We start from the raw sequence: 13,048 nt of genomic DNA on the forward strand, positions 1-13,048 counted from the left end.
ACCCTACCGGGAGTCGCGTTATGTTGCGTTCTATGCGTTGCATTTTCGTGCCCTTGCTGCTTGCTGGCGCAAGCGCTACCGCTTTGGCACAGTCGGCCCAGCCGCGCGTCTTCTTCGTTGCACCGACCAATGGCGCAACGGTGTCGAATCCGGTGGTGGTCAAGTTCGGCGTCGAAGGGATGGCGATCAAACCGGCGGGCGAAATGGCGTCCGAGACCGGGCATCACCACCTCATCATCGACGGCGATCCGGTTCCGGCAGGTCAGGTCGTTCCTACCGACGACACGCACCTGCATTTCGGCAAAGGCCAGACCGAGACGAGCGTCAATCTGACGCCGGGTGATCATACGTTGACGATGCAATTCGCCAACGGTGCGCACCAGTCCTACGGTCCGGCGATGAGCCAGACGATCAAGGTGCATGTCAAAGGTCAGCAATAACAATGTCTCGACGGCGGAGCGCGTCAGCGCGCTCCGCCAGAAATTTTCTCTGCGGCAACTCGCAGGGCCAGCGCTGGCGGCCATGCTGCTTGCCGCGACGCCCCTCGCGCACGCCGAGCTCTACGGTTACGTCGATGAAAATGGCGTCGCCCATCTCGCGGCCCGCAAGCTCGACGCGCGCTATCGGCTAGTCGTCGGCAACGGCGCCAGCGTCGATCTACGGGCAAATCGACAACAAGGCGTGGTGAGCGGTGCCGACCGTTCGCGTCTTTACGATGCGCTCGCACGTCATCCCAATCTGAAAAAGCTCGCGCCGGTAATTGCGCAGGCGGCGCAGAAGTTTCACGTCGATGCCGCGCTGCTCAAGGCCGTGATAGCGGCCGAGTCGGGTTTCGACAGTGCGGCGGTGTCGCCGAAAGGCGCCGTCGGGTTGATGCAGGTGCTACCGGCGACAGGGGAGCGCTACGGCGTGCGCGCCGATGCGCGCCGCACCGTTGCCGACAAGCTGGCCGATCCGCGCACCAATGTGCTCACAGGGGCTCGCTACCTGCGTGATCTGCAAGCCCGCTATCCCGATCGTCTGGAACTGGTGCTCGCCTCGTACAACGCAGGCGAAGGCGCAGTGGCGCGTCATGACGATCAGATCCCGCCCTATGCGGAGACCCGTGACTACGTCGCGGCGGTACTCGAACTCTATCGGCGATTCAACGCCAATGGACTCGATGCGCCGTCCGGCCGCGGCGTCATTCAGGCCAGTGGTGGCGGCGGAAAGCTCGGCAATGCGCGGATCAACGGTTCACGCGACGGCCGGATCCACGTCATTCTGGGGGCGCCGTCGGGCTTGCCGGTCGTGCCGGCTGCCATGCCGAACGCATCGGTCCGTGATTCGGCACCTTCGGCACTGTCGGCGCCGCTCGCGACTGACTGATACCCCGCGTGCGTCGTCGGTGGCGCTGCGGCGGGTTCTGGAAATCACCTCTCGGAATCGTCCGAAACATAGGCGGAGTCCCGGAAGTTTTCGCGGCTACGCATCCCAAATTGCCTCTCGCTTTAGTATTCGTGCGCGTTTTTGCCGAAATGTACCGGCGAGCTTGGTATGATCTCGCGGTCAACGTTCACCCGAACTCTCGTCAAACGTTCGCAGCAAACCCACAGGTTTTATGGAACAAGTAGAAGATCTCTTTACGCAACCGTCGGATGACGACACGCTAACGCTCGGCGCGTATGCTGAGCGCGCTTATTTGGACTACGCAATCAGCGTGGTCAAGGGCCGCGCGCTGCCGGATGTGTGCGACGGTCAGAAGCCGGTACAGCGCCGAATTCTGTTCGCGATGAACGAAATGGGCCTTGCGGCCGATGCGAAGCCGGTGAAGTCGGCGCGCGTGGTCGGCGACGTGCTCGGTAAATTTCACCCCCACGGGGACCAGTCGGCTTATGACGCGCTGGTGCGCCTGGCGCAGGACTTCTCGATGCGCTATCCGCTCATCGATGGTCAGGGCAACTTTGGTTCGCGCGACGGTGACGGCGCAGCGGCCATGCGTTACACGGAAGCGCGTCTGACGCCGATCGCGAAGCTGCTGCTCGACGAAATCGACGCCGGCACCGTGGATTTCGTGCCTAACTACGACGGCTCCACACAGGAGCCGCGACTGTTGCCGGCGCGCCTGCCGTTCGTGCTGCTCAACGGGGCCTCGGGCATTGCGGTGGGCCTGGCGACGGAAATTCCGTCGCACAACCTGCGCGAAGTCGCCTCGGCAGCGGTCGCGCTGATCCGCAATCCGAAGCTCGACGACGCCGAACTGATGACGCACGTCCAGGGACCTGACTTCCCTGGCGGCGGCCAACTGATTTCAAGCGCCGCGGAAATTCGCGCCGCCTATGAAAGCGGGCGTGGCAGCCTTAAGGTGCGCGCGCGCTGGAAGATCGAAGAGATGGCGCGCGGGCAGTGGCAGGCGGTCGTGTATGAGCTGCCGCCGAACACGTCCGGCCAGAAGGTGCTCGAGGAAATCGAGGAACTGACCAATCCGAAGGTCAAGCTGGGTAAAAAGTCGCTCACGCCGGAGCAACAGAACCTGAAGCAATCGATGCTGGCCATGCTCGACGCCGTGCGCGACGAGTCGGGCAAGGATGCTCCCGTGCGTCTCGTGTTCGAGCCCAAGTCGAGCCGCATCGACCAGCAGGAATTCATCACGATGCTGCTCGCGCACACCAGCCTCGAGTCGAGCGCATCGGTCAACCTCGTGATGGTCGGCGCAGATGGTCGTCCGGGGCAGAAGTCCCTGCGCGAGATCATCACCGAGTGGATCGGCTTCCGCTTCGCCACGGTTACGCGTCGCTCGCGCCACCGTCTGGGCAAGGTCGACGATCGGATCCATATTCTCGAAGGCCGGATGATCGTCTTCCTGAATATCGACGAAGTCATCCGGATCATTCGCGAGTCGGACGAGCCGAAGGCGGCGCTGATGAGCGCGTTCCGATTGAGCGAGCGTCAGGCCGAGGACATTCTCGAAATTCGCTTGCGTCAGTTGGCGCGTCTCGAGGCGATCAAGATCGAGCAGGAACTCGCGGCGTTGCGCGACGAAAAGGCCAAGCTCGAAGAACTGCTCGCCAACGAAAGCACAATGAAGCGCCTGATCATCAAGGAAATCGAAGCCGATGCGAAGCAGTTCGGCGACGAGCGGCGCACGTTGATTCAGGAAGAGAAGCGTGCCGTAGCAGAAGCGCGCGTGGTGGACGAACCTGTCACGGTCGTGGTGTCCGCGAAGGGCTGGGTGCGCGCACTCAAGGGCCACGGGCTGGACGCACAGGGCTTCTCGTTCAAGCAGGGCGATTCGTTGTATGGCGCGTTCGAATGCCGGACCGTCGATCCGCTGATTGCATGGGGCAGCAATGGACGCGTCTATTCCGTTGCAGTGGCCCAATTGCCGGGTGGTCGCGGCGACGGGGTGCCGCTGACTTCGCTCATCGAGCTTGAATCCGGATCGCGCTTGTTGCATTACTACGCGGCCTCAGGCGAGCAGTCCTTGCTGCTGGCGACCTCGGCGGGCTTCGGTTTCACAACCAAGCTGGGCGACATGGTCAGCCGCGTGAAGGCGGGCAAGTCTTTCATGACGATCGACGAAGGGGCCGAACCGCTGGTCCCGACTCCGATTTGGCCGGGGGCCAGCGCAGTGGCGTGTCTGTCGAGCGACGGGCGCCTGCTCGTGTTCGGCATGGACGAAATGAAGGCGCTCACCGGCGGCGGCCGTGGCGTCACACTGATCGGTCTGGAAGCCAAGCAGACGCTTGTGTCGGCCGTGCCCATCAGCGAGGCCGGGGTCACGGTGTACGGCGAAGTCCGCGGCGGCAAGTTGCAGTCCGAAACGCTCTCCGGGGCATCGCTCGCGCCCAACATCGGCAAGCGGGCGCGCAAGGGCCGTTCACCGGCAGTGAAATTCACGACGTTCAAACCGCGTTCGCTGGAGCCGGTGTCGCCGGCCGTGCCGAAGGCATCCTGACGGAGTCGCGCATGAGTGTTTATGCCTTCAGCCTGTTCCTCCATTTGGTCAGTGTTGCCGTGTGGATCGGCGGCATGTTCTTCGCGCTGGTGTGTTTGCGCCCGGCGTCGTCCGAGCTGTCGCCGCAGCAACGCCTGCCCTTGTGGGAAGCGGCGTTCACACGCTTCTTTACGTGGGTTGGCGTGGCAATCGTGCTGATTTTGCTGTCCGGCGGGCACATGATGATGGGGATGGGCGGCTTGCACGCTCGTTGGCCGGTGCACGCGATGGCAGGCATCGGGGTGCTGATGATGCTCGTATTCGGTCACATCCGTTTTGCGTTGTTCCCGCGCCTGCAACGCGCCGTGCAGGCGCAATCGTGGCCGGACGGCGCCGCTGCCGTGAATGGGATCCGTCGACTCGTGATTCTCAATCTCGTGTTGGGTATCGTCGTGATCGGACTTGCGGCGTCGCTGCGTAGCTAATAGGGGTCACGGGGCTGACGGGGGCTCGTCGCGCAGCCGGTCAGCCACTTCATGACACATGGCGACGAATGCCTGAACGAGCGGGCTGTTGTCGTCGCGGCGCTTGCCGAGCAAGAGCGGTGCGTGAGCGTCCGGTTCGCTCACGTCCACGAAGTGTGCGCCTTCGATCTGAATGCATCGCACGGCCGCCGGCAATATGGCAACACCCAATCCACTTGCCGCGAGCGCGACAATCGTCGTCGACTCGCGCGCCTCCTGAACGACGCGCGGCGTGAAGCCGGCGCGCTCGCACATGCTGCGAATCTGCCCGTCGATGGCGGCACCGACGCCGTGCGGGTGCATGATGAACGCTTCATCCGACAGATCGGCGATGGACAGGCCCGCGCGCTGTGCCAACGGGTGTCCCTGATGCAGGACGACGACAAGCGCTTCGTCGATCAGTGTCTCGAAGCTGAGTCCGGGAAAGGGCGGCGCATCTTCCGCCTGACGCAGCAGCCCGATGTCCAATGTGCGCGCCATGAGCGCCTCGCGCTGATGCTCGGAGGGGGATTCACTCAGCGTGAGGGTGACACGCGGATAGCGCTGACGGTAGCTGGTGAGCACACGTTTCATCAGGTTCGTCATCGGTGCCGAGGTCGTGAACGCAATGCGCAGTTCGCCTGCTTCGAGCCCCGCGATCTGCTGGACTTCGAGGCGTGCCGCGTCGGCATCCGCGAGGATCTGGCGAGCACGAACCAGAAACGTGCGTCCTGCCGGGGTAAGAAAGACACGCCGCTGCGAGCGCTCGAACAGCGGCACGCCCAACTCGTCCTCCAACGCCCGGATCTGCATCGACAGCGGCGGCTGTCCAATATTCAATTTTTGTGCGGCGCGGCTGAAGTGGAGCTCCTCGGCGACAGTCACGAAATAGCGAAGATGCCTCAGTTCCATGCGGCAATCCTTTGATTGATCTGTTTTGTATATGGAAATAGCGCTTAAATATATATTGGACGCGAGGTAACGGCAAACTTATCATTTGACGTACCCCCATCCACCCGTGGCTTGCGCGAGGCGAGCCAGCGTCATGGCATCAACGAATTCCTTACCTCTGTCTTCTGCCGGTGCGCGCGCCGCCGGTGCGGCTGCGCCGAAACTTCCTGCTGGTGTGGCGCGCGGCACGCGCGAATACTCGGTCATCAGCCGAGCGCTCTTTTTCGGTGGTTTTTCGACGTTTGCGCAGCTTTATTGCATGCAGTCGCTGCTGCCGTTGCTGACGACGACGTTCGGTATCACGCCGGCGCAGGCGAGTTGGTCGGTGTCTGCGGCAACCATGATGATGGCGCTCGGACTGCTCGTGACCTGCGTTGCCGCAGACCGCGTGAGTCGCAAGCGAATGATGACCATCGCGCTGCTCACATCGTCGGTTCTGACGCTGGCGAGCGCGTTCTCCACGAACTTCGAAACCATCGTTGTGCTGGCGGCGCTCAAGGGTCTTGCGCTATCGGGGCTGCCCGCCATTGCGATGGCCTACCTCAGCGAAGAAATCGACCAGCGCTCGCTCGGCATGTCGATGGGGTTGTATATCGGAGGCAATATTCTGGGCGGGATGGCGGGGCGGGTCATGGCCGCTTTCGTCGCCGACATGTTCTCGTGGCGTGTTTCCGTCGCGTTGATCGGGTTGGTGTGTCTGGCGATGGGGCTTGAATTCGCGCGCAGCTTGCCGCATTCACGTCGATTTACGCCGCGTCGCATGACCGTGCGAGAGGCGCTGGGGCACGCGCGCCGACATCTCGGCGACCCGGCATTGCTAGGCCTGTACCTGTTTGCCGGTCTCATGATGGGCAGCTTCGTAAGCGTCTACAACTACCTGGGTTTTTACTTGTCGGCGCCGCCGTTCCATCTGCCCCATGCCGCGATTGGTGCGATCTTCGCGATGTACCTGATCGGCGTGGTCGGCTCGTTCATCGCAGGGCCGCTATCCGATCGCGTGGGACGCGCGCGATTGCTGTGGGCGCTCGTTGCCCTGGCAATGGTCGGTCTGGTCACGATGCTGGCATCGCAGGTGTCGGCAGTCGTGATGGGGCTGGCGATTTTTACGTTCGGCTTTTTCGGCGCGCATACCGTAGCGAGCAGCTGGGTTGGCCGTCGCGCGACCGAAGGCCGTGCGATTGCATCAGCGCTCTATCTGTTTTTCTACTATCTCGGCTCGAGCCTGCTGGGCAGCTTTTCCGGGGTGGTGCTCAAGTTGCACGGTTGGCATGGCGTGGTCGCGTTGCTGTCGGTCGCCGTGGTGATTTCACTGGCCGTCGCGATTGCCTTGCGACGCGCTTTCCGTGCGAGCAAGCCGCTTTGAGGCAAAGACATTCGCGGCGAATGCGCGATCGGACAGGCACACAAAACAACAGCCACCCTCGGGTGGCTGATGTTTTGTCGGCGTATGTACCGCCAACCTGAGCGAAGTCGCAATGGCGTCCTGCCAATTCACCCGGTCGGGCCTGTGACATCGATCACGCGAGTTCGGCGATTAGCTCGATTTCGACACATGCGCCGAGCGGAATCTGGGCGACACCGAACGCCGAGCGTGCATGCTTGCCAGCGTCCCCGAACACTTCGCCGAACAGTTCCGATGCGCCATTCGTCACCAGATGCTGATCGGTGAATTCTTGCGTCGAGTTCACAAGACTCATCAGTTTGACGATGCGCTTGACCTTGTTCAGGTCGCCTGTGTGGGCATGCAGGGTGGCGATCAGTTCGACGGCGACGGCGCGCGCGGCAGCCTTGCCCTCATCGACGCTCACATCCTGCCCCAACTTGCCGGTCCAGACCTTGCCGTCCTTCTTCGGCAGGTGACCCGAGAGGAACACGGTGTTGCCGGTCTGGGCGGCCATCACGTAGGCAGCGGCGGGGGCGGCGGAGGTCGGCAGTTCGATACCGAGTTGCTTCAGTTTGTCGTAGACGGACATGTACGGCTTCCTTGCAGATGCGTTGAAATCGAACCGATGCGGTAGTGGAACCGGTCGGGGGAGGCTGGTAAGGCAATGCGCGTGAGGCTATGTGCCGCGGCGCCGGTCGATATTGATGGACTCCCGGACTCCCGGCCCCTCGGACAACTCGCCCGAGTCACCTCGGGCCAGTCGGAACGATCACCTCGAACGTGCGCCGTAGATCGGGTCGCGTGAACCAGGCAGCGCAGATCGGGCGTCGCGGATCATGCCTCGCGGATCAGGCTGCGCGTCGGGGCAGGGCGTCGGCGATGAGGGCGCCCAGGCGCGCGACACCGATTTCGATCTTTTCCGGCGGCACCGTCACGAAAGACAGCCGCAGCGTATTCGACTGCGGTGTGCCCACGTAGAAGGGCGCCCCGGGTACGAACGCCACATTCTGCGCAATCGCTTTTTCCAGTAGCTGCATGGTGTCGATGCCTGCGGGCAATGTCAACCAGATGAACATGCCGCCGGCGGGCGTTGTCCACGTCGCGTCTGCGGGCATGTGCAGCTTCAGCGAGGCGAGCATCGCCTGAGCCTGCGCGGCGTAGAGCGTACGGATCGACGGAATGTGCGTGTCGAGAAATCCGTCTTTCACCACCTCGAAGGCGATGCGCTGCGTCAAGCTCGGCGTATGCAGGTCGGCCGCTTGCTTCGCTTGCACCAGCTTTGCGATCACGGTCTTCGGGCCGATGATGAAGCCCAGACGCAAGCCGGGGGCGAGCACCTTCGAAAACGAGCCCATGTACAGCACGTGCTCGGGCGCCAACGACATCAGGCTCGGCAGGCGCTTCCCTTCGTAGTCAAGTTCGCCGTACGGATCGTCTTCGATGATGGCGAGACCGTCCCGTCTGGCCACGGCAGCCAATGCTTCGCGACGCGCCATCGGCAGGCGGCGTCCCGTCGGATTCTGAAAGTTCGGCATCGCATACAGGAAGCGCGCCCCTTTCACCACCTCCGGCGTGAGCGCGTCGGGCAGCAGACCGTGATCGTCGGTCGGCACCGGCACATATTGGGGAGCGAATAATGAGAACGATTGCAGCGCGCCGAGATAACTCGGGGCTTCGACGAGCACGCGACTGCCCTCATCGATGAAGATCTTGCCGATGAGATCCAGGCCTTGTTGAGACCCCGTCGTGATCAGCACGTTTTCCGGCGCAAGGGTCAAACCGTCCCGCGAATAGCGTTTCGCCACCCATTCGCGCAACGGCGCGTACCCTTCAGTGGCGCTGTATTGGAGCGCAGCTTGCGGCGATTCGGTAAGTACGCGCTCGGCGGCAGCCCGCATCTGTTCGACAGGGAACGTTGCGGGGGAGGGCAGGCCGCCGGCGAACGAGATGACGTCGGGGCGCTCCGTGACCTTGAGAATTTCGCGAATGGCCGAACTGGTCAGATTGCGGGCGCGTTCGGAATATTGCCAATCGTGCATGAGGGTCTCGCATGGAATGGGCGGCCTTTCTGAGTGAGCCGCAAATTGCCGGCGTTGCGGGTGCCGAGCGCCGAGCGCTTGAGGCAGGCGCAACGCCAGGGGGGCTGACATGTGGCGGCGCAAGGATCGCATGCGCCGTTACCTGTCGTCAGATCGGTTTGCCCGTGAGTCGCGAAGCGCCGATCTTCGTGTTCTTGCCGAGTGCGATGGTCAACACGACACCGGCGGCGAACAGCCAGGTGACGGCATCGACCTGTTCGCCGAAAAAGAGGGCGGACAGCGCAATCGTAAAGAAAATCTGAAGCAATTGTACTTGGCCCACGCGGGCGATCCCACCCATGGCGAGGCCGGCGTACCAGGCAAAGAATCCGATGAATTGCGAGAAGAGCGTGACGTATGCGAACGCGCCCCACGCCTTGCCGCTGACCGGCCATGGTTGCTGCCAGGCGAGCCATCCGACGGGCAGCAACAGCACCGGGGCCGATACGACAAGTGCCCAGCAGATGACTTGCCATCCGCCCATCTCACGTGCGAGTTTGCCCCCTTCCGCGTAGCCGAGCGCCCCGACCACGACGGCGAGCAGCATCAGTCCGTCTGCGGCATGCAGGCTGCCGCCACCTGCACGCAGCGCGAACGCGATGACGATGGCGCTGCCAAGCAGGGCGAAGACCCAGAAGCTGCGCGACGGCCGCTCACCGCCCAGCCAATAGGCATAGATCGCGACGAAGAAGGGCTGCAAACCGTTGACCACTGCGCCGTGCGACGCCGGAATCGTCTTCATGGCCCATGCCGAAAATACGGGGAAGGCGACGATGACGCCGAGCGACGTGACGGCGAGGCTTTTGAGCTGCGCCCGCGTGGGCCAGGGCTCCTTGCGCCACCAGAGCAGCGCACCGGCGAATACTGCGGCCACCAGCGCGCGTCCCAGTCCGTTGAGCAACGGGTTGACCTCCGCGACGACGATGCGCGTCATCGGCAACGTCAGACTGAAGATGAGCACGCCGATCAATCCGATCAGCATGCCCCGGGATTCACGCGAATTCATGGTGTCGCCTCATGTTTCTGGTGGGGGCCGCCCGCCATGCGCTGTGGCCGGGCGTTTGGCGTAACAAAGGTCTAACGCAACGTGCGGGGACCGTTGGGTGTCTCGATTTCTGCGGCGAGCGACGGCTCGACCAGCGTCGCCTCGACGTTAAGCAAGGCATCCGCGCCCAGCCACTGCAACTGTTCTGCGATGGTCGCAGCTTGCGGATGGAAGCCACGCAACGATGTGACTGCGCAATCCGAGGACGGAAGCGAATCCGAGGGATGCTGTACTGAATCCCACTGGATCAGCGTAGGCAGCAAACCTTGCCCCGCCCCTTGCCACGATGGCAGGCTGCCATCTTCCGGTACGCCGATCTGCCAGGTCAGTGCGCCGCGCTGCATCGCCATGACAGGCGCCAGACGTTGCGGATACTGCGCTTGCCAGCGTGGCAGCGATCGCGGACGCGGTACACGAGCGACCCAATGGGCGAGGTAGGGGCCGCGAGCAAGTCGTGCCTGTACGGCTTCGTCGTCCAGACCGAACCAGCGCGGGCGATTCGGCGCCGGCGCCTCGGGATCGATCGCAATGATCTCCAGATACGCGTCGCCCCACAGGCCCAGCAGGCTGTTGTGGGTGCCCATGCGGGCATGTTTGCCGCCGCGTTGCGGCACAACGTCGGTCAGACCAAGTTGTTCGATGACATGCGCTTCGCCCGCTTCCAGCGTTTGTGCGGCAACAACGAGGTGGTCCAGTTTCAGGGCGTGAGGTGCACTCATATGAGGTCGTAACGGACAGGGCGGGTGGCAAAAGCGATAGCTTACTCTGCCTCGCTACGGGCGCGACGTCTGTGCGTCTGTATGCGTATGTGTCTGGCGCGGCACGCGCAGGCCACCTGCGCTTAGCTGCGAGACAGTCGCGTCGCCGTGCGGCTCGCGAGGCGGGCAGCGATATCGCGCCACGATTGCGGAAGCCCAATGCGCAGCACACGGTGGCGCCCCGGTGAGGTAACCATCTTCGCAGGCTGGCTCATGCGCATGCGAGCGCCTTCCTGCCAGGTACCGAGCCATACGCGCTGTCCGCCACGAATCTCGAAGGTCTCCCCCGCGCTCAGCCAATGGTCGGCATGCTCGCCTTCCACGGTCAGCCATAGAAGCCCCTGCAACACTTGCAGCGACTGAGGGGCGGCGGCGGCCGGGGTTTGCCAGAAGACGGTTTGTCCCGGGTCCAGTTCGAAGAGTCGGATTTCACGCATGGCGTTCTCCAGTTGAGAGGACACTTTATCGGTTAACTCCGGTACAGTACCGATACAGATGTCAAGAGAGTTTTCGGTACAGTTCAGCATTGACAGGAAAAATGGCTGGCGTAGAGTGGCGATCCATGATCAGTACGGGGCTGACACTTCGACCTGGAGGTGCCTGTCAACCTTCGACGCAACACCTATCGGTGTGCGCTCGAACGCCTGCGCATCGGCACGACCGGTGCGCTCCTGCGCTCCTGCACTCAGTCGGGCAGGTGCCGTCTGTCCGTGCGCAACAGAGGTAAAGAACGATGGCCACAACGAACCGCATTTCTCCGTTGATCCTTGCGGACAATGCCGCGCTCGACACGTCCCGCATGACGCTCGTCGATCAACTGGTGCATTGGGCAAGGCTGCGTATCGAGGAGCGCGTTTTCCTGCCGGGAATGCGCATGCCTTCCATTCGTTCGCTCGCCGAAGACAAGCGGGTTTCGCGCTTTTCGGTGGTGGAAGCGTATGAGCGTCTGGTGGCTCAGGGATATCTCGAAGCCCGCCGCGGTTCCGGCTTTTACGTACGCGAACGCCCCGTCATGCCGCCGCAGAACGCCGCGGCGCCGATGGTCCCGCAGGGGCCGCTCGACGTGGCGTGGCTGGTACGCAGCATGCTGCACCAGGTTGCGCCGGAGCGCGGGCCGGGGCTGGGATATCTGCCGCCGGGCTGGCTCGACGCTGAGATGATGACGTCCGCCATGCGCTCGATGAGCCGGCAGTCGAGTGCGTATCTGCTTCAGGCAGGCAATCCCCATGGCTTTCTGCCCTTGCGCGTTCAGCTTCAGACGCAACTGGCGGAACTGGAGATCGGGGCGCGTCCGGAGCAGATCGTACTGACGTCCGGCATTACGCAGGCCGTGGACTTCCTGCTGCGTCTATACGTGGGTGCAGGGGATACCGTCCTGGTGGGCGATCCGTCATGGTTCGTGATGTTCGGTCGAATTGCCTCACAAGGCGCGCACACCATCGGCGTGCCATACACGCCCGACGGCCTCGACATGCAGGCGTTGGAGCGCCTCGTGCAGCAGCACCGTCCCAAGCTGCTCATCCTCAATTCGATTCTTCATAACCCGACGGGCACTTCGCTGACGCCCGCGCGCGCCTTCCAGATTCTGCGGCTGGCCGAGCAGTACGACTTCATGGTCCTGGAAGACGACATTTACTGCGACCTGTGCCCACCGCATCAACAGGTGGCACGCCTGGCGAGCCTGGATCAGCTCAAACGCGTGATCTACATGGGCAGTTTCTCGAAGACGCTGACGGCCAACCTGCGGGTCGCGTTCGTCGCCTGCTCGCCGGAGCTGGCGAAGACGTTCGTCGATCACAAGATGCTCTCGAGTTCGACCACGCCGGAAATCAACGAGCGGATCGTCTACAAGGCGTTGACCGAGGGGCATTACCGTCGGCATGTCGAGCGCCTGCGCACGCGTCTGGACGAGGTGCGGGACAGCGCGCGCCGGCACATGGAGCGGCTCGGGCTGCGCCTGTTCGGCGAGCCGACGTCCGGCATGTTCCTGTGGGTCGATACGGGGATCGACACGAGCGCGATCGCCGCCGCCGGGCATGAGGCGGGTTTCCTGTTTGCGCCGGGCGCGTTGTTCTCGCCACGGCAGGCGCCAAGCACCTGGATGCGAATGAACATCGCCTGTTGCAGCGACCCGTCCATGTTGTCGTTCCTGTCGCGGCAGTTGGAGCTGGCGGCGTAAGCGCCGTCAGCCGCTCCAGACGCTTTGCTTGCCCCGGTCCCTCCGGTCGCTTTGAGTTTTTGCCGGGTCTGACGGTATTTCGGGCCATCAGGGGGTATTCCCCAGCAAAATAACCCTTCCGGCGGCCTTGAAATGCGGCGCGCCCGTCCCTATGTTCCGACCTGTATCGCCGTTGCGGCGGCGCTCGCGCAAGTGCGCCGGGCGGCGATCAGCGTCGAAATTTCTTCCATCTCA

General features: G+C 63.1%; 12 protein-coding genes. 6 read left to right on the forward strand and 6 right to left on the reverse strand.

Features of this window, described 5'->3' with window-relative positions; genetic code table 11:
• Positions 1-20: 20 nt before the first annotated feature.
• From PCA31118_RS13750 to PCA31118_RS13765, 4 genes are all read left to right on the forward strand, one after another.
• Positions 21-440 (forward strand): DUF4399 domain-containing protein, encoded by a 420-nt coding sequence (locus PCA31118_RS13750; RefSeq protein ID WP_217431269.1) that lies wholly within the window; start codon positions 21-23, stop codon positions 438-440.
• Positions 421-1,368, forward strand: coding sequence for a lytic transglycosylase domain-containing protein (locus PCA31118_RS13755; protein WP_150625758.1), 948 nt, complete (start codon positions 421-423; stop codon positions 1,366-1,368). The genes PCA31118_RS13750 and PCA31118_RS13755 overlap by 20 nt, the downstream gene beginning before the upstream one ends.
• 232 nt (positions 1,369-1,600) lie before the next feature.
• Positions 1,601-3,937, forward strand: a complete 2,337-nt coding sequence (gene parC / locus PCA31118_RS13760; RefSeq protein WP_150625759.1) for a DNA topoisomerase IV subunit A — start codon at positions 1,601-1,603, stop codon at positions 3,935-3,937.
• 11 nt (positions 3,938-3,948) lie between these two features.
• Positions 3,949-4,401, forward strand: coding sequence for a CopD family protein (locus PCA31118_RS13765; protein WP_044455227.1), 453 nt, complete (start codon positions 3,949-3,951; stop codon positions 4,399-4,401).
• Positions 4,402-4,407: 6 nt separating this feature from the next.
• Here PCA31118_RS13765 and PCA31118_RS13770 read toward each other — a convergent pair whose 3' ends face one another.
• Positions 4,408-5,331, reverse strand: coding sequence for a LysR substrate-binding domain-containing protein (locus tag PCA31118_RS13770; RefSeq protein ID WP_150625760.1), 924 nt, complete (start codon positions 5,329-5,331; stop codon positions 4,408-4,410).
• Positions 5,332-5,464: 133 nt separating this feature from the next.
• On the opposite strand from PCA31118_RS13770, the gene PCA31118_RS13775 reads away from it, so the two are divergent.
• Positions 5,465-6,733 (forward strand): MFS transporter, encoded by a 1,269-nt coding sequence (locus tag PCA31118_RS13775; RefSeq protein WP_150625761.1) that lies wholly within the window; start codon positions 5,465-5,467, stop codon positions 6,731-6,733.
• 154 nt (positions 6,734-6,887) lie between these two features.
• On the opposite strand, the gene PCA31118_RS13780 is transcribed toward PCA31118_RS13775, so the two are convergent.
• The 5 genes from PCA31118_RS13780 to PCA31118_RS13800 all read right to left on the reverse strand — a co-directional run bounded on the left by PCA31118_RS13780 (position 6,888) and on the right by PCA31118_RS13800 (position 11,072).
• On the reverse strand, positions 6,888-7,343 hold the full coding sequence (locus PCA31118_RS13780; RefSeq protein ID WP_150625762.1) for a RidA family protein: 456 nt from the start codon (positions 7,341-7,343) through the stop codon (positions 6,888-6,890).
• Between the two features lie 259 nt (positions 7,344-7,602).
• A complete protein-coding gene (locus PCA31118_RS13785) occupies positions 7,603-8,793 on the reverse strand; it encodes an aminotransferase-like domain-containing protein (protein ID WP_150625763.1) in 1,191 nt (396 codons plus the stop codon).
• A gap of 148 nt (positions 8,794-8,941) precedes the next feature.
• Positions 8,942-9,838 carry a DMT family transporter gene (locus PCA31118_RS13790; protein ID WP_150625764.1) on the reverse strand — a complete coding sequence of 299 codons (897 nt, stop codon included), beginning with the start codon at positions 9,836-9,838 and terminating at the stop codon, positions 8,942-8,944.
• Between the two features lie 71 nt (positions 9,839-9,909).
• Positions 9,910-10,596 (reverse strand): VOC family protein, encoded by a 687-nt coding sequence (locus PCA31118_RS13795; protein WP_150625765.1) that lies wholly within the window; start codon positions 10,594-10,596, stop codon positions 9,910-9,912.
• Between the two features lie 122 nt (positions 10,597-10,718).
• Positions 10,719-11,072, reverse strand: coding sequence for a DUF2917 domain-containing protein (locus tag PCA31118_RS13800; RefSeq protein WP_174990466.1), 354 nt, complete (start codon positions 11,070-11,072; stop codon positions 10,719-10,721).
• 296 nt (positions 11,073-11,368) lie between these two features.
• Here PCA31118_RS13800 and PCA31118_RS13805 point away from each other — a divergent pair, with 296 nt between their 5' ends.
• The gene (locus tag PCA31118_RS13805; protein ID WP_150625767.1) at positions 11,369-12,814 is read left to right on the forward strand and encodes an aminotransferase-like domain-containing protein; all 1,446 of its coding nucleotides are present in this window, start codon (positions 11,369-11,371) and stop codon (positions 12,812-12,814) included.
• Positions 12,815-13,048: the final 234 nt, after the last annotated feature.

The sequence above is a fragment of the Pandoraea captiosa genome (genome assembly GCF_902459775.1).
Classification (GTDB): domain Bacteria; phylum Pseudomonadota; class Gammaproteobacteria; order Burkholderiales; family Burkholderiaceae; genus Pandoraea; species Pandoraea captiosa.